Origin of the sequence: Pedobacter petrophilus, assembly GCF_009674725.1 — a bacterium.
GTDB lineage: Bacteria > Bacteroidota > Bacteroidia > Sphingobacteriales > Sphingobacteriaceae > Pedobacter > Pedobacter petrophilus.
In genome coordinates, this window is record NZ_WKKH01000013.1 from 24,416 (window position 1) to 42,544 (window position 18,129).

General features: G+C 38.8%; 16 protein-coding genes. 12 read left to right on the top strand and 4 right to left on the bottom strand.

The genetic code is table 11. The features are described from left to right. Positions 1-10: 10 nt before the first annotated feature. Both GJU39_RS10285 and GJU39_RS10290 read left to right on the top strand, forming a co-directional pair. A complete protein-coding gene (locus GJU39_RS10285) occupies positions 11-1,864 on the top strand; it encodes a RagB/SusD family nutrient uptake outer membrane protein (RefSeq protein ID WP_154280710.1) in 1,854 nt (617 codons plus the stop codon). A 9-nt stretch (positions 1,865-1,873) separates the two neighbouring features. Next, on the top strand, positions 1,874-2,545 hold the full coding sequence (locus GJU39_RS10290) for a DUF3823 domain-containing protein (RefSeq protein ID WP_154280711.1): 672 nt from the start codon (positions 1,874-1,876) through the stop codon (positions 2,543-2,545). 297 nt (positions 2,546-2,842) lie between these two features. Here GJU39_RS10290 and GJU39_RS10295 read toward each other — a convergent pair whose 3' ends face one another. The 3 genes from GJU39_RS10295 to GJU39_RS10305 all read right to left on the bottom strand — a co-directional run bounded on the left by GJU39_RS10295 (position 2,843) and on the right by GJU39_RS10305 (position 5,793). After that, positions 2,843-3,901: an alpha/beta fold hydrolase gene (locus tag GJU39_RS10295; protein WP_209437626.1), complete on the bottom strand. Its 1,059-nt coding sequence runs from the start codon at positions 3,899-3,901 to the stop codon at positions 2,843-2,845. Positions 3,902-4,030: 129 nt separating this feature from the next. Then, positions 4,031-4,780 (bottom strand): hypothetical protein, encoded by a 750-nt coding sequence (locus GJU39_RS10300; protein ID WP_154280713.1) that lies wholly within the window; start codon positions 4,778-4,780, stop codon positions 4,031-4,033. 104 nt (positions 4,781-4,884) lie between these two features. After that, positions 4,885-5,793 carry a helix-turn-helix domain-containing protein gene (locus tag GJU39_RS10305; protein WP_154280714.1) on the bottom strand — a complete coding sequence of 303 codons (909 nt, stop codon included), beginning with the start codon at positions 5,791-5,793 and terminating at the stop codon, positions 4,885-4,887. A 555-nt stretch (positions 5,794-6,348) separates the two neighbouring features. On the opposite strand from GJU39_RS10305, the gene spt reads away from it, so the two are divergent. The 10 genes from spt to GJU39_RS10355 are packed head-to-tail and all read left to right on the top strand — an operon-like array spanning position 6,349 to position 17,241. Continuing rightward, entirely contained in the window at positions 6,349-7,548 is a 1,200-nt protein-coding gene (gene spt / locus GJU39_RS10310) for a serine palmitoyltransferase (RefSeq protein WP_154280715.1), read from the top strand. A 2-nt stretch (positions 7,549-7,550) separates the two neighbouring features. After that, the gene (locus tag GJU39_RS10315) at positions 7,551-8,672 is read left to right on the top strand and encodes a GNAT family N-acetyltransferase (protein WP_154280716.1); all 1,122 of its coding nucleotides are present in this window, start codon (positions 7,551-7,553) and stop codon (positions 8,670-8,672) included. Continuing rightward, a complete protein-coding gene (locus GJU39_RS10320; protein WP_154280717.1) occupies positions 8,669-9,646 on the top strand; it encodes an NAD-dependent epimerase/dehydratase family protein in 978 nt (325 codons plus the stop codon). The genes GJU39_RS10315 and GJU39_RS10320 overlap by 4 nt, the downstream gene beginning before the upstream one ends. A gap of 24 nt (positions 9,647-9,670) precedes the next feature. Next, positions 9,671-10,996: an inositol-3-phosphate synthase gene (locus GJU39_RS10325; RefSeq protein WP_154280718.1), complete on the top strand. Its 1,326-nt coding sequence runs from the start codon at positions 9,671-9,673 to the stop codon at positions 10,994-10,996. After that, positions 10,996-11,451 carry a phosphatidylglycerophosphatase A family protein gene (locus GJU39_RS10330; protein WP_342448195.1) on the top strand — a complete coding sequence of 152 codons (456 nt, stop codon included), beginning with the start codon at positions 10,996-10,998 and terminating at the stop codon, positions 11,449-11,451. Before GJU39_RS10325 ends, GJU39_RS10330 begins: the two co-directional genes overlap by 1 nt. A 4-nt stretch (positions 11,452-11,455) precedes the next feature. Then, on the top strand, positions 11,456-11,830 hold the full coding sequence (locus GJU39_RS10335) for a GtrA family protein (protein ID WP_154280719.1): 375 nt from the start codon (positions 11,456-11,458) through the stop codon (positions 11,828-11,830). Continuing rightward, complete coding sequence (locus GJU39_RS10340) at positions 11,831-14,383, top strand: DUF5686 and carboxypeptidase-like regulatory domain-containing protein (protein WP_154280720.1); 2,553 nt, start codon at positions 11,831-11,833, stop codon at positions 14,381-14,383. It abuts the gene before it with no gap. An 8-nt stretch (positions 14,384-14,391) separates the two neighbouring features. Further along, positions 14,392-15,675, top strand: a complete 1,284-nt coding sequence (locus GJU39_RS10345) for a DUF4833 domain-containing protein (protein ID WP_154280721.1) — start codon at positions 14,392-14,394, stop codon at positions 15,673-15,675. A 5-nt stretch (positions 15,676-15,680) separates the two neighbouring features. Continuing rightward, entirely contained in the window at positions 15,681-16,301 is a 621-nt protein-coding gene (locus GJU39_RS10350; RefSeq protein ID WP_154280722.1) for a sterol desaturase family protein, read from the top strand. A gap of 1 nt (position 16,302) precedes the next feature. After that, a complete protein-coding gene (locus GJU39_RS10355; RefSeq protein ID WP_154280723.1) occupies positions 16,303-17,241 on the top strand; it encodes a phosphatase PAP2 family protein in 939 nt (312 codons plus the stop codon). Positions 17,242-17,305: 64 nt separating this feature from the next. Here GJU39_RS10355 and GJU39_RS10360 read toward each other — a convergent pair whose 3' ends face one another. Next, the gene (locus tag GJU39_RS10360) at positions 17,306-17,746 is read right to left on the bottom strand and encodes an Hsp20/alpha crystallin family protein (protein WP_154280724.1); all 441 of its coding nucleotides are present in this window, start codon (positions 17,744-17,746) and stop codon (positions 17,306-17,308) included. Positions 17,747-18,129: the final 383 nt, after the last annotated feature.

Genomic DNA, 18,129 nt, shown 5'->3' on the forward strand with positions numbered 1-18,129 from the left:
GATTTTTACGATGAAAAATATTAAAATTTATATAGGACTTATCACATTCATGTCGGTGTTTTCGGCCTGTAAAAAAGATTTCCTGGAACGCGAGCCGCAAAGTATTGTGGTGGAAGATCAGGTTTATGGAGACCCTAAGTTGATAGAAGGCGTACTCGCCAATTTATATAACCGCATTCCTACGGATGCTTCTTTAACTAACCGCTGGCCGGAACACACGGCTTATGATGATGCAGTATGGTCTGGAAGTGGAAATGCAGGAGATGAATACCGCAATAACATCATTTCTTATCCGGTAGATCGATGGAGTCTTTGGGATTATGGATTTATCCGCGACGTAAATTTGGGAATTGAAGGCGTGCAAAAAAGCACCAAATTAACAACCCAGCAGAAAGACCAGTTCAGTGCTGAATTCCGTTTTTTACGTGCGTACGATTATTTCGAAATGGTAAAACGGATGGGTGGGGTTCCATTAGTTACCTCGCCACTTGTTTATGATTATAGTGGTGATGCTACCAGCCTTCAGCTTCCAAGAAGCAAAGAAGTAGACGTTTACGATTTTATTGCTTCTGAACTTGATGCGATTGCAAGTACCGTTGGCAACAATGGCAGTACATCCCGTGCGAATAAATATACCGTACTGGCGTTAAAATGCAGGGCGATGTTGTACGCAGGTTCTTTAGCTAAATACAACAACTTAATGGCAAGTCCGATCACTTTACCAGGTGGCGAAGTTGGCATTCCGGCGCAACGTGCTCCAGATTTTTATAATAAAGCGTTAGATGCGGCAAAGCAGGTCATTGCTGGTCCTTATTCGCTATATAAAACAAATTCTTCTAATCTCGGTGAGAATTTTTATGAAGCCTTAACCAAGAAAACTGGAAATCCGGAGCTTATCTTAATTCAGGATTTCTTACAGTCGAAGGGCTTTAAACACGGCTTTAGCTATGATAACATTGCCCGTTCATTGAGGGAAGATAATTTAGCTTCTTCCGCTATTGCGCCAACCTTAAATCTGGTAGAGAAATATGAATATCTTGATGGCACGGATGGGACCTTAAAGACCAGAACACCAGATAATAGTGATTATATCTATTACACAAATACGCAGGATGTTTTTGCAAATAAGGATGCACGTTTATATGGAACAGTGATTTATCCGGGAACAAGTTTCAGAAATTTACCGGTTAATATTCAGGCTGGAGTGGCATTATGGAATGGAAGTTCCTATCAGATTATTGAAGGTGATTTAGGTGCAAGATATACGGATGGAAAACTTTTAACCGGTTTGGATGGCCCGCAACGTTCTGCGCTTGATTTATCAAATACGGGTTTTTATTTACGTAAGTTTATTGATAATACGCCTTTAGCCAGTACCCGGACGAGGGGAACTGATATCGCCTGGATCAGGTTTCGACTGGGTGAAATTTACCTCAACGCTGCGGAGGCTGCTTTTGAACTTGGCCAAACGGCGAGTGCCTTAACGTATATCAATACCTTACGTGAAAGGGCCGGCTTCGGTGCCAATAGTTTAAATACATTAACCATCGATCGGCTAAGAAACGAACGCCGGGTGGAGTTAGCTTTTGAAGATCACCGCGTTTGGGATCTTGCCCGCTGGCGCATTGCTGATAAGGTTTGGAATGGAAGTACAAGTAGTCCTGACGCAATGCTGTATGCCTTATATCCTTATCGCGTGGTACGTCCTGGTGATGCAGCCCGAAATGATAAGTATATTTTTATTAAGCAAGTGGCCCCTAGATTTAAGGCCCCGCGCTTTTATCAAATCGGGAATTACTATTCATCGATCAGCCAGAATGTTCTCAATAACAATCCTAAAATCATTCGTAATCCATTTCATTAATCAAACATCATGAAAAATATAAGTTATATCATACTGTTTTCCCTGGTCGCACTTTTTTCCTGCAAAAAGGATAATTACGAAGCACCAGCATCACGGCTGTCCGGTCGGGTAATCTTTCAAAACCAGCCTGTTGGAGTTCGCTCTGATGGTGTACAACTGGAGTTGTGGCAACGTGGTTTTTCTCTTTTTACTAAAATCCCGGTTTTTGTAGCCCAGGATGGAACGTTTTCTGCAACACTTTTCGATGGCGATTACAAGTTGGTGCGGTTGCGCGGAAATGGTCCATGGATTGATAATACCGATTCAATTTCGGTTAAAGTAAGTGGCAATACTCAGGTTGATGTTCCGGTTGTGCCGCACTTCAATTTGAATAATGTTTCCTTTAACAAATCAGGAACGACCATAACGGCAACTTTCACCGTTCAGCAAGTAACCGCAGCAAGCGGGTTGGAACGTGTAAACCTTTACCTTGGCACAACCATGATTGTGGACAATACAAGGCAAGATGCCAGTGCAGAAAAGGTGGCGGCAGATATCGTAATCGGGCAGCCTGGAACTATTTCAGTAACTGTTCCGGCAGCATTAGCTTCAAGAAGTTTTATGTTTGCGAGGGTTGCAGTTAAAACAAATGGGGTAGGTGAAGCGCTCTTCTCTGCACCACATCGTATAGAATTTAAGTAGGAAGTTGGCTGTTCGGAGATAGTCTATCCGGTTGCCATACTCAAAAGCTGAGTCGGTTTTTCGCCGACTCAGCTTTTTTTGTTATAAAGCTATAAAGTAGTGCCCTGAACCAACTAAAAAACAAAGCATTAGTCTATAAACGAAACGGTTTGGCACTTTTAATCTTTATCACTTCGGGTCTTCAATGCCCTTAAATAGTAGAATATTTACAAAATATAAGTAAACATAAGCCTTGGTGTGTCAGATCGAATGGACTATAGCTGTTACGCATGAGGACTAAACCATGGGCAAAAGCAATTATTTTTTCAACTTGCTGAGAAAATCAGTCAGATCATTTACAAATTGCTGCGGCTTTACATAGTGGATATTATGTTCAACACCAGCATATTCTTTCCTGGCGATAAATTTAGGGTGAGCAGCGGCCAACTGAATGTTATCCGCCGTAAATGGCATCGGATCATTATCCGAGACCGGATCTAAAATCAACACTGGAATACTCAGGTTTCTGAAAATAATTTTAGGCGATATATAAGTAATAGAAGCCGCATATAACGGCGCAGTAGCGGGACGCAAAACCAGATTCCTGAATTGCTTATCATTTGCCATTGAAAAGTTTTTCATCAAGCCTTGATAGGTAATCCATTTATTACCCAGGGGTTTAATCAAAGCAAAGAGATCAAACTGATCTCCGCCCAATTCGCGGTCATACAAATCTGAATAAGCTTCAAATTCAGAAGAATAGCTTGAATTATATAATCTGTTAATTTCCGCAGATAGATTCATGGTTTTCGCCTTTGCATCCAATTCCTCTTCATTCAATCTATGGTAGAAAGAATTGAAAGCTACAGAACCGCCATCTTCTAAAATCAAACCTTTAACTCGTTGCGGATATGACTGGTAAAAGGCAGAAGCGACATAAGCACCTCTCGAAAAACCGCCAATAACTGCTGCTTTAATTTTAAGTGAATCCATCAGCACTATGATGTCATCAGCAATATGATACAGCGAAACTTCCTGCTTTGGAATAGGCGTTTTACCGTGACCATAATAATCAACTGCAATTAAATAGTACCCGGCTTTGGTTAGGGAGTCTGCCAGCGGCGCGAGTTCATAAGCATTCATTAAGCTTCCGTGAACCCAAATCAGTGGTGTATCTTTCGGATTACCCCAACATAAATAATGCATTAATACATTGTCCGTTTTTACATAATGGCCATGCTGACGCTCAAAATTTTCATAGGTTGCCTTGTCCTTCTTATATTGCTTAATAAGCGGATTCTTTTTCTCCTGACTCAGGCAGCAAAGGTTGAAAAACAGCAATTGAAAAATAACGAATATTCCACAGCGAGAAATCATGTTTCGGTTCATTCTCTAAAAATACAACTCGTCTATCGCGAAATATCTGCCATGCTTGATTTTTACAATCGGCTGAGCAGTTGTTCTGTGTGGGAAATGGTATATCCTGAAAAATAAATTCTCAGAAAATTATTTTTGACTGATTCGCAGGTTTTCAATATTCGTTTTAGGTACCGTTTTTAAAGATTTCTTAGACATGCGCTCCATTCGCTGAATCATAAAAATCATTTCTATACTGGCAATAAAGATGAGTAAGTAGCCATAAGTTTCCAGTGATTCTTCAGAAATATTTTTAACATCTCTCATGTAGCCCTTCTCCATTGCCGCCATCCAAAACACCCTTCTCCCGTATAATCTCGAAAATATGTAGGTGGTAAAAACGCCAGACATCATTAATCCAGAGGCAAACATAGAAGTGTAAACCTTCAGGCTTTCCAGTAAAATTTTACGGTTTATGACTGCATAATAGATCGGGAATGGTAACGACAATAAAACAATTGTTTGCCATGCACCATCGAAATAATGAAGATCCAGGTATGCATCTTGCTCTCGCACAACAGAAACAAATAGAAATTCAGCAATCAACAAAAGTAGAGGTCTCCAGTTTTTGTAAATTAAAATCCCATAGGTTAAAGCGAATACGGAAAATAAAAGCATTAGGCTTTGCAATGTTTCTATGGGAGAATCTTCTGAGAATTTCATTTCCTGTTGCTCTTTGCCTGCCTGGCGCATAAGAAATTCTGCCACAGCAACAATGGCTAAACCGTAAATGATAAATTTTACGAATATGGCAATTAAGCCGGAAGAATTTTTTGTTTCACAGTTAAATTTATGCTGCGTGGTGTGTTGTGCGTAGACGTCGGGTAGCTGGCTAATCATTAGGTTTAATTTTAGGGTTAAAGTTCCATAAAAGTGCAGGTGTCAACAAGGTCTGTATGTAGGCGATATTGGTCCTTTTGTACTAAAATGGTATTGCATGTTTTCTAGAAAAATGTTTGTTTTGGTAGTCGGTTTGCCATCCGGTAAACAGAAGGAGACAGACTGGTGTTCTTTTTAAAATATTTTCCGAAAAAAGAAGAATTGGAGAAATTTAATGCTTCTGCAACCCCGGATATATTCAGTGAATGGTTAGCCAATAAAATCTTCGCTTCACCAATTACAATTTCGTCTATTAACTCTCCTGCGGTTTTTCCGGTTACTGCTTTAACCACTTGAGACAAGTGCCTGGGCGTTATAAACAGCTTGCCAGCATAAAAAATTACCTGTCTTTCGGTTCTGAAATATTCAGAAAGCAGATCAAGAAACTTAGTGGTTAACTCAAACTTGCTATCCCGCCGGGGCGGCTCAAAATCCTTACGGCTGTTATTGGAAAGCAGTAAATCATATAAAATCTCAATGAAACTATTTCTGATCACATCATTGCGATAAGGCATGTCTTTAGCGATTTTCAGCTTCTTTTCAAGAGCGATTACGTTATAATAAATATCATGATATTCATCTTTTGTTAATGCAAACTTATTAATTGCCTTTGCCTGAAAGAGGTTGTAGTGCTGTGATGCACCTAGAAACAGTCCCTCTTTAGACAGGTAGTCCTTGCTTATGGTAATCTTGATAAATGAAAAATCTGCGTGATCAAGAACCTCATAAACTGAATCAGGAAAAATGAAAAAGATATCATGCTCTTTGAGAATTTCGTTCCTTACACTAGTCTTTATGTTGATCTTGCCCTTCAACATCAGTACAAATCCGTAAAATGTTGATCTAAATGGCTGATTGCAGTTTACATTAGTGGTAATCTGATTAATCCTCGACACCTCTAACCCATCGCTAGCGGGTGTACTGTGTATCAGACCATTTTTTTTAATAGGATTAAGATTTAACTGTTTTTGCATGAGACTTAATTTAACATTACATCATCTGCAGACATTAACAAGTTATTTCACGAATTTTTAAAACAACCGGATTTTGTCCCAATTGTGCTAATTGAATTTATGGAAGTTAGCCCTAAATATCTGACATTATTGACTTCAGCAAATCTAATATTCCATTACATTTTTAAATTTTTTTTCGAAAAATATGACTATTCGCTGATTATAAATTTCAATATTTATTAACTTATGTAATTAGTAAATAACTGATAAAAAGCATTTTAATGCTTGTTTTATGGGTTTTTATTTAATTTTAAACCGTTTTACTTTTTTGTTATAAAAGTCAGTAAGTCGAAAAGTCAATTCATCTGAATGTCAAATTCTATCTATCCTACTTATTGACCAATAATTCCCACATTTTAACCTTTTTTAAGGTGGTAATCTGAATTAAAATTGCGTTATCAAATTGTTGCGAAATTATTAACGGAATTCGACCATTTCATTTTAAAGAAAAATCCTGTATAGCCCACATCGTATTTATTAGCAGAATTTGAGAAGACAAACATTTACAATACACGCATGCGCAAAAAATTAATAGATAGAATCGACGCATTTAAAGATGCTACCCTGGTTAAAAAGAAAGGGCTATATCCATACTTTAGATCTATAGAGTCTGCACAGGATACTGAGGTAATTATAGGTGGAAAGAAAGTACTCATGTTCGGCTCCAATTCTTATTTAGGCTTAACTAATCATCCCAAAATTAAGGAGGCAGCAAAATTAGCCATAGACAAATACGGAACAGGATGCGCAGGCTCCCGGCTCCTTAACGGATCTCTCGATATTCATCTCCAGCTGGAAAACAGATTGGCAAAATATGTTTCAAAAGAAGCTGCTGTGCTATTTAGTACCGGCTTTCAGGCTAACCTTGGTGTAATCTCCTGTTTGTTAGATCGGAATGATTTCCTTATCTTAGACGAATACGATCATGCCTCGATTATTGATGGTAGCAGACTATCCTTTTCGAGGATAATCAAGTATGCACATAACGATATGGACGACCTGAGAAAAAAACTCAGCCGTTTACCCGAAGATGCAGCAAAGCTGATTGTTTCGGATGGAATTTTTAGTATGGAGGGTGATTTGGTAAACCTTCCGGAATTGGTAAAGATTGCCGACGAATTTGGCGCAAACGTAATGATAGATGATGCACATAGTTTAGGAGTAATTGGATTTAACGGCGCTGGTACTGCTTCTCACTTCAACCTGAATAATAGCGTAGATTTAATTATGGGAACGTTCAGTAAATCATTCGCTTCATTGGGTGGCTTTATTGCAGGAGATGCCTCGACCATAGAATACATTAAGCACCACGCCAGATCACTGATTTTTAGTGCAAGTATGCCGCCATCAGCTGTTGCCAGTGTAATTGCTGCCCTGGATATTGTCGAATCTGAACCAGAACGTATCGATAAGTTATGGGAAAACACCAATTATGCAAAAAAATTATTAATCGAATCTGGTTTCTATATCGGTCCTAGCAATAGCCCAATCATTCCGGTTTACATTAGAGATAATATGAAAACATTTATGATTACAAACATCTTGCAGGAAAACGGGGTTTTTGTAAACCCTGTGGTTTCTCCTGCCGTGCCATCACATTCTTCGTTAATCAGATTTTCCCTGATGGCAACACATAGTTTTAAACAGATTGAAATTGCAATCGAAAAGCTTACAGCCGCTTTCAAGGCTGTTGACCTTAGTTTAGTTGACGTATAATCATGAGCGAAATAATCACGGTTTCTACTAAAAAACAGCTTGCTTCTTTTATAGATTTTCCTCATGATTTACATGCGAATGATGTGAATTATGTTCCGGAGCTTTTTATCGCACAGCGGGATCTGCTCACACCAGGCAAACATCCGTTCTACGAACATTCGCAGATCCAGCTTTTTTTAGCGTATGAAAATGGTAAAATTGTAGGCCGAATTGCCGCTATTAATAATACCAACCACAATAAAGTATACCAAGCAAAAGACGGTTTTTTTGGCTTCTTTGATTGTATCGAAGACCAGAAAGTAGCAAATTTGTTAGTTAGCGCTGCCGAAGAGTGGTTAACCGGGAAAGGATTAACAAAAGTGTTAGGTCCGGTGAATTTCTCTACCAATGAAACCTGCGGATTGCTTATTGAAGGTTTCGATGGTCCGCCGGTATTGATGATGCCATATAACCCGCCGTATTACCTTCCACTTCTGGAGAAAATCGGTTTTGTAAAGAATGTAGATTTACGTGCTTATCGCTATACCGCAGGTAATTACAATGATCGCTCTGTTGGTTTAATTGATAAACTTGAAGAACGTTTACAACGTAATGATATCGTGATCCGCAAAATCAACATGAAAGACTTCAAAAATGAACGTGAAGCCATTCGTGCAGTATACAATAAAGCCTGGGATAAAAATCTCGGCTTTGTTCCGCTTACAGATAAGGAGTTTGATTACATGGCGAATGACATGAAGTTAATTCTTGATCCTGATTTCTGCGTTTTAGCCGAGCAAAAAGGTCGGATTGTAGGCTTTGCCCTGGCACTGCCAGATATTAACCAGATCCAGATTAAAATTAAACGCGGTCGATTGTTTCCAACGGGGTTGATTAAACTTTTAACCGGAAAGAAAAAAGTAGACGGAATTAGAATTTTGCTTTTGGGGGTGATTGATGGGTACCGTAAAATGGGGATCGAAGCCTGCTTATATGGCCATATCATCAAAAGTTTCGCCGCTAAAAACATGAAATACGCAGAGGCCAGCTGGACGCTTGATCACAATGATATGGTGAACAAGCCAATTGAAAACATAGGCGGACAGCTGTATCGGAAATACAGAACTCTTGAAAAAGCGATATGAAAAAGCGGGTTTTGATTACCGGAGCAACGGGCTTTGTTGGATATCATTTGATCCAGGCAGCCTTAACCAGTAATCTGGAAGTTTACATCAATGTACGGAAATCGAGTGTGGTATCACACCTGGCGGGTTTAGATGTGACTCGTGTAGAATTGGATTTTGAATCTATTTATCAGTTAAAGCAAAACATAGAAGAAAATAAGTATCATTACATTATTCACGCAGCCGCAACAACAAAAGCGAAAAACCGGGAAGAATATTTCAATACCAATGCTACCTATACCAGAAACCTGGCAGTAGCCTCAACTTTATCAACCCATAAAATTGAAAAGTTTGAGTTTTTAAGCAGCCTGGCTGCACGTGGACCTTTGAAAAATAATATCGACAATAATCTGTCGAATCCGGTTACAAACTATGGCAGGAGTAAGGCCCTCGCAGAAACGTATTTGAGTCAGATTTTAAATTTGCCGCTAATCGTTTTCAGGCCAACTGCAGTGTACGGACCACGGGAGAAAGACATTTTTATCCTGATTAAAGGAATTAATTCGGGCTTTGAACTGCATGCAGGGAAACAGGAACAACAACTCAGTTTTATCTATGTAACTGATTTGGCAAAAGTAATGATTGAGGCGCTCGCATCTGATGTGGTAAATAAGACTTATAACCTCTCTGATGGTAATGTTTACAGCAAATTTTCGCTTGCAGCTTATGTAAGAAAAGCGCTAAATAAAAAGCCTGTTGTGCTGGAAGTGCCCATGCCGATAATTAGAGGACTTGCCTGGACCTTAGAAAAAACCCTTGGTTTTTTTGACAAGGTACCGGCACTAAACATAGATAAAGTTAATGAAATCACTGCCGCAAACTGGATTTGTGATATAGATAAAGTACAAAAAGATCTTGGCTTTGTACCGCAGTATCAACTGGAAACCGGTTTAAATGAAACCATTGCCTGGTACAAAGAAAATAAATGGTTATAAATTAAAAGCTTAAATAAAAATAGAATGAAAGAAGAAGTAAAATCGGCCGATGGCAGGCTCGGGATCTTAATGCCCGGACTTGGTGCTGTTGCAACAACGATGATTGCAGGTGTAGCTGCAGTTAAAAGAGGCCTGTCAAAACCAATTGGCTCATTAACACAAATGGGAACCATTCGTATTGGCAAAAGAACAGAGAAAAAAGAACCTAAAATTAAAGACTTTGTGCCTTTGGCTAACTTAGAAAATTTAGTTTTCGGTGGTTGGGATGTGTATGAAGATAATGTATACGAAGCGGCGCTTAATGCAAGGGTTTTAGATGCAAATCTTTTGCGTGATGTGCGTGAAGAACTTCAGGCCATTAAACCAATGAGGGCAGCGTTTGATCATAACTATGTTAAGAATTTAACCGGAACATACGTAAAAGAAGCTGCTACAAGACATGAATTAGCGCTTGAAGTGATGGAAGATATCAAAAACTTCAAAGCAACAAATAATTGTGACCGTATCGTATTGGTATGGTGTGGTTCAACTGAAATTTACTTCGAACCATCTGCCGTTCATGGATCACTTGCTGCTTTCGAGCAAGGCTTAAAAGACAACGATCCACTAATTGCGCCAAGTATGATTTATGCTTACGCAGCTCTAAAATTAGGTATTCCTTTCGCTAATGGTGCACCAAATTTAACAGTTGATATCCCGGCGTTAATTGAGTTGGCAAGAGAAACCAATACCCCAATTGCTGGTAAAGATTTCAAAACCGGTCAAACGTTAATGAAAACGATTTTGGCACCAGGTTTAGCAGCCCGTTCATTGGGTGTTAACGGCTGGTTCTCTGATAACATTTTAGGTAACCGTGATGGTTTGGTTCTGGATGATCCTGATAACTTCAAAACCAAAGAAGTTTCTAAATTGGGCGTATTGGAAGATATTTTCAAGCCAGAGCTTAATCCTGATTTATATGGTGATATGTACCACAAAATCAGAATCAATTATTACCCGCCTCACGGTGATAACAAAGAAAGTTGGGATAACATCGATATTTTTGGCTGGTTAGGTTACAAAATGCAGATTAAGATTAACTTCTTATGTCGCGATTCGATCTTAGCTGCACCAATTGTTTTGGATCTGGCTTTATTTATCGATTTGGCTAAACGTGCAAACATGTCTGGTGTTCAGGAATGGTTATCATTCTACTTAAAATCGCCACAAACAGTTCCGGGTGTACCTGCAGAAAATGATATTTTCAAGCAATTAATGAAGCTTCAAAATACATTGCGCTATATGATGGGTGAAGATTTGATCACGCATTTAGGCCAGGATTATGAAGAGGAAACGGTAGAAACGGCATAGTGTTAATTCATAAAATTATATCAACCAGTCTGGGAATTGGTTACATAGGTAAAGGAGCAGGTACTTACGCTGCAATAGCGACCTGCATTTGCTGGTACTTTTTCCAGACTGGATATAATTATCCAGGACTTGATGCTGTTCTGATCACCATCCTGTTAACATTGCAAGGCATTCGGAGTGCAGATGTAGTCGAAGAGATTTGGGGAAAAGATCACCAAAGAGTAGTAATAGATGAGGTAGCCGGAATGTGTATCACCTTGCTCTGTGTACCGGTAAGGTGGGAGTATATCCTTTTAGGCTTAATCCTTTTTCGTTTTTTTGATATTTTAAAGCCACTCTATATCCGCAGGATGGAAGACTTGCCTGGGGGTTTAGGGGTAATGGCAGATGATGTTCTGGCTGGAGTGTATGCAAATGTCATTCTTCAGTTGGTAATCATTTTCAAGATATTATAAAGCCATGCTTCAGTACCTTAAAGCCCAGGCATCATCATTAACAGCCTCGGGGGCAGATTTTTTGGTAACCCTTGTTGCCGTAAATTTATTTGGCTTATGGTACCTGGCGGCAAGTATTATAGGAACAATCGCTGGAGGAATAATTAATTTTTCCATCAATAGACACTGGGTTTTCAATGCAGATACCAAAGCATTGAAATGGCAAATTCTGAAATACATTTTAGTATGGTTCGGAAATTTAGCGCTCGTGACTGCAGGCGTGTACCTGCTAACACATTTTTATCACCTCAATTACATGCTCTCAAAAGTGCTGATATCAATTTCGGTAGGTATAAGCTACAATTATATTATGCAAAAACAGTTTATTTTTTCTCGTTAAATGAAACTACCATCCCGTCACCGTTCCACTCTCCTGATTCCAATATTCATATTGCTGTTTATTGGAAATGTCTTCGCACAATCAACAGTGGTTTCAGGCACCGTTCGCGATGCCAGTACCAAAGAAACCTTGCCATATGTATCTGTATTTTTTAAGGATACCAAAATCGGCACGCAAACCGATATCAATGGAAAATACACCATTAGTGCTTCGGGTCCGCAAACGGCATTGACCTTTAATTATGTAGGCTACCAGGTAGTTACCAAAAATGTTTTGCCTTCAGTTACGCAAACCCTTGATGTATCACTGGCACCAAGTGCCAATTCGCTGGATGAAGTTGTTGTGGTAGGAGGGAAGAAAATCAGGTACCGCAACAAAGACAATCCTGCGGTAGAGTTAATCAGGCAGGTAATTGCCCATAAGGATGATAATAGAATTAAAAGCTATCAAACAGTAGCTTACCAGCAATACGAAAAAATGCTGTTTTCTGTAAGCAATGTGTCTGAGAAATTTAAAGGCAAGAAGATGTTCCGGAACTATCAGTTTTTGTTTCAGGAACAGGATTCTACGCTCATCGGCGGAAAAAATTTGTTACCTGTTTACATTCAGGAAAGTTTATCGGATAACTATTTAAGCAAAGACCCACTGAAATCTAAATCAGTAGTGGTTGCACAGAAACAGGTAGAGTTTGATGCCCGTTATATCGATAATAAAGGGATGAAAGCTTATTTCGACAGGATGTATCAGGATATCGATATCTACCAGAATAATATTTCAGTTATCAGCAATGATTTTCTGAGTCCCATTGCAGATGGAGCACCGGCTTTTTATAAGTTTTTTATCACCGATACCCTTAAAAACCAAAAACCTGAGGTAATCGAACTTTCATTTACCCCGAGAAATACGGGTGATATGTTGTTTGAAGGAAAACTCTATGTAACCAATGATGGTCAATACGCCGTAACCGGCGCTTCATTCGGCGTAAATAAATCAATCAACCTGAACTTTGTAAGGGCAATGAAAATTGATCTGAATTTCGAGCCAAATGCTGCCGGAAAATACAGCCTTTCTAAAAGCAAACTATTGGCAGATTTTGGAATCGGCAAAACCAAAGGCATTGGGTTTACAGGCGAGCGAACACTAACTTTTAAAAAATATCAGTTCGATACTAAACTGCCCGATACCATTTTTGAGGGAAAAAGTAAAGTGGTGCTGGCAGATGCCACTAAGCGGAATGATTTATATTGGAAGCAAAACAGATTGGATACCATTTCTGCCAATCAGTTGAAAATTTATGGCAACATAGATACTTTGCAAAATCTTCCTTCATTTAAAAGGACGATGAAAATTGTCACGTTGCTTTTCGCTGGTTATCAAAATTATGGCCCTTATGAAATCGGACCTGTAAATACTTTCTATAGCTTTAACAATGTAGAAGGGTTTCGCCTTCGTTTAGGCGGACGTACAACTCCCGAATTAAGTAAACGGTTCTATTTTGAAAACTATGCTGCTTACGGTTTTAAAGATGAAAAATGGAAGTTTTTCCTTTCGGGAACCTACTCCATTAATAATAAATCGATCTACGAATTTCCGCAAAATTACATCAGGGCCAGTTTTCAGAGAGATACCAAAATTCCTGGTCAGGAGCTCCAGTTTGTACAGGAAGATAACTTTTTACTTTCATTCAAACGTGGTGTAAACGACATGTTGCTTTATAACGATTTTTATAAAGTTGATTACGTTAAGGAATATGAAAATCACTTTTCTTATACATTAGGTCTGAAAAAATGGAGTCAAACGCCTGCTGGTGGTTTATCCTATCAGAATGATGCCGGACAATTTGTGAACAGGCTAACCACCAGTGAAGTTTCCCTTCAACTGCGTTATGCACCAAATGAAAAGTTTTATCAGGGTAAAATCTACCGTTCGCCAATTATAGACCGTTATCCGGTATTTAACCTAAGGTATACCGCTGGCTTGAAAGGTGTGTTAGGTGGAGAATATAACTACCATAACATTATGGGAAGCATTGATAAAAGATTCTACCTTTCTCAATTGGGCTATAGTGATGTGACTTTGGAAGGTGGATATGTTGCCGGGAAGGTGCCATTTCCATTATTGGATATCCACAGGGCGAATCAAACCTATGCATATCAGCTAAGTTCTTATAACCTGATGAACTTTTTGGAATTTGTGAGTGATCACTATGTGAGCATCAATATTGACCATAACTTTAACGGCTTTTTCTTCAATAAAATTCCTTTGTTAAAGAAATTAAAGCTTAGGGAAGTTGTTACCTTTAAAGCTTTATATGGCGGGTTGCGTGATGAAAATAATCCGGCAATAACACCGGGACTATATAGCCTGCCAGATTATGAAGATGGTTCGAAACGAACCTATGCTTTAGGCAAAGATCCTTACATTGAAGGTAGTGTTGGTGTCGGAAATATCTTTAAATTGCTTCGTGTAGATTTGGTTAAGCGTTTTAACTATTTAAACCACCCATCGGTATCGGAGTGGGGAATACGGGCAAGGGTAAAATTCGATTTTTAGAATTGATTATGAAAGCAAATTTAAGAGACAGTTTACAACTGGGGATATATAAAGTAATTAATCCTTTTGTTAAAGGCTTGATTAAAATAGGATTAACACCAAATGCGGTAACTACTATTGGTTTAATACTCAACATTGGCGTAGCCGTGATTTTCGTACTTGGAGCAGAAAAAACGAACCGTGGCGATATGTCATACATTGGCTGGGGCGGCGCATTGGTACTCTTCGCTGGTCTTTTTGATATGCTGGATGGTCAGGTTGCCCGTTTAGGCAATATGAGCTCAAGGTTTGGTGCGCTATATGATTCGGTATTAGATCGTTATAGCGAAATGATTATGTTTCTCGGCATCTGTTATTACCTGGTTTCCCACCATTATTTTTTGAGTTCGCTGTTCGCCTTCATCGCATTAATCGGCTCGATGATGGTGAGTTATACCAGGGCCAGGGCAGAGGGTTTAGGTGTGGAATGTAAAGGTGGTTTAATGCAGCGTCCGGAGCGTGTGGTTACCATCGGTGTTTTTGCAATTGCATGCGGAATAGCAGGCCAGTTTTTGGGTGGCGATTATAAAATCTATGTGCCGGGAATTTCGTTCCACGTTTTCGAAACAATGTCTATTTTCACAATTCCCATAACCATCATGGCTTTGCTGACCAACATCACTGCAGTTAAAAGATTACAGGAAGCTAAAAAAGGATTAGAAGCACAAGAACTGGCAGAGAAGAAAATGAATAACAAAGCCGCGCTGATTGTTGGTTTTAGTCTTACAGTTGGGTTGTTGAGTTTAGGGGCCTTTTCAGCGCAAGCGCAGGATCCGTCGCCACTTCATTTTCCGGTTCCTAAAGACATCAGTAACCAACTGTTTTATTTGCAACGCGATCCAAACACCAATACCATTATTTGCCAGTTAAACGTAGATAAAAATGGCGAGGTGAATGTTAAAGAGCCTGTTAATGTGTTTTGGATGCGTTACGGGGATCAGGGCGAAAAAAAAGACCTGAGTTATATTCAACGTAAATTTGCGTATGGAATTTTAACCAAGAGTTTGGGGAAAGGCGAATTCGAACTTCGCTTCACTGCTCATAAAAATCTTCCCATGTATCTGAACAAGTCGGCGGCGGATAAAAAGTACCATGTCTTTGCAACCATCAACAACAAAAAAATGCAGATAGAGAGAATTTTTTTAAGAATAGAAGGAGGATCATTTTGGTTGCCCAATGTTAAATATGTAGAAATTAAAGGCCTGGATGCAAGCAACCCATCAAAAGTTTTAATTGAGCGAATAAAAGTTTAAAAAAAATGAAAAAGAATTTTGTTTCGAATTCATCATCATCCATCAGGATGTTTAAGAACGATTTTCTGGAAAGCCTGTCAAAGGTTAAATATTACGTACCATTAATCGTTTACGTCCCGGTCATTAGCTTCCTGTTTTACAAGTCCTTTTGGGAAGTAGGAATGTCACCAGCCAGCTTTGTTGGATGGTTTTTAAGTGGTTTGGCCATTTGGACCATTACAGAATATATTTTACACCGTTATGTATTTCATTTCGAACCCGATGCCGAATGGGGTAAAAAGATCCACTTCATTTTTCACGGGGTCCATCACGATTATCCGAACGATGCGAACCGTTTGGTAATGCCACCTTCGGCAAGTATTCCAATGGCCTTAGGTTTTTATTTCCTTTTTGATTGGTTACTGCCTGAAACCAGCGTTTATCCATTCTTTTCTGGTTTTATATTAGGTTATCTTTTTTATGATATGGTTCATTATGCCTTACACCATGCTAATTTTAAAAGTCCTTTTTGGAAACGCCTGAAACAACATCACATGCTTCACCATTACTCAGATTCTACTAAAGGTTATGGCGTAAGCTGGACTTTTTGGGATAAAATTTTCCAATCCAATTTCGAAAAAAAATAACATGCAAGAAAACACCCTTCAAGGAAATCCTTTCTTCGCGCTGAAAACAGTATACACAACAGCACTTATTTCCCTTGCATACCTTCTTTTATCAGTTTGGCTGGTGGGCTTCAAAACCGATCAGCTCATACTGATATTTATTTTTAATACCTTGTTTTATATTTCCGCAGGAACCAGGAAGTTTATTATTGGCTTTTCAATTTTTATTATCTATTGGATTATTTTCGATTACATGAAAGCCTTTCCGAACTATCTTTATAATACCGTTCACATTGAGGATTTGTACCGAACTGAAAAAGCACTTTTCGGTATCAACTTCAATGGGCAGTTGCTTACACCTAACGAATATTGGAAATTGAATACCAATCACTTTTTAGATGTAATCACCGGATTCTTTTACCTGATGTGGGTACCTGTTCCTTTGGCATTCGCGGGCTACCTATTCTTTAAAAATAAAAAACAGTTTGTTTATTTCTCACTCACGTTTTTGTGGGTTAATCTCTTAGGATTTGTAATTTATTACTTTTTCCCTGCGGCACCACCATGGTATGTACAGGAACATGGTTTTGAGTTTATTTCAGGAACAGTTGGAAATACAGGCGGTCTTGCCCGCTTCGATCATTTTTTTGGTATTCACCTTTTTCAAGGTATTTATAGTAAAGGTTCAAATGTATTCGCGGCGATGCCATCATTACATTCATCCTACCCTTTAATTGTACTGTATTACGGTTTGAAAAATAGATTGGGAATAATCAACATCTTTTTTGCAGCCTTAGCCTTTGGGATCTGGTTTGCCGCCATCTATAACAGCCATCATTATTTATTGGATGTAATTGCAGGCATAGGGAGTGCAGCGGTAGCTGTTACCAGCTTTAATTATTTTTTAACCAATGCCAGGTTCAGAGACAACCTGAATCGTTTAATTAGCAGAATTAGCTAAAGATTTTAAAATAGAATTTCATTGACCGATTTAATAAAAAATGCCGCGAAAGCGGCATTTTTTATTACTGAATTTCAATCTGTCTTGAAATTGCTTTCGCTTCTTCCTTTTTCGGAAGACTAAGTTTGAGCACTCCTTCCTGATAGCTCGCTTCAATTCTGTCAACATCTGCACTGTCTGGCAATGTAAACGCCCTTGTAAAAGAAGAATAGCTAAACTCTCTTCTCGTGTAAGATTTCTCATGCTCACTGCTTTCCATTTTTTTCTCAGTTGAAATGGTTAGCTTATCTCTTTCAACACTTACCTTGAAATCTTCTTTCTTAAGTCCGGGCGCAGCCAATTCAATGTGGTAAGCCTCTGCCGAATCTGAAATGTTAACCGATGGAATGTTGCTGGTGCGTCGGCCTGAAAAGAATGTGTCTTCAAGAACCGATTCGAAAATGTCATTAAAGCCTGGCAATAATACATTGTTCTTTTTTTCTGGATTGAATTTAACCAATGTCATAGTTTTTCTCCTTTTAATGGTTTACTAATAAATGGACTATAAATTAATTAATTTAATTTTGCCTGCATTTCTGCAAGCACGGTGAGCTTAAATCAACTCCTATGCCAACCGCTATTACTACGTGAAACTGGTGCTAACCGACTGAAAAATTTTCATTTTTTGTGAAATATTTTCAGTTTCAAGCTGCAAATATTTCAGGTTTTAACCCGCTGTCATTTAAACAGAGCAATAGTTTTTGTAGAGCCTGCATCTGAAGATTTGATTGGTTTGTCATGCCAGTCGCGAGCGTGCTGATCAGCCCTGTCTGAAAAACAAAATCCCTCTAGGTATGATCAGGAGGGATTTGTAGTTTATACTCATTAGTTTACTTTCATCCGAAAGAG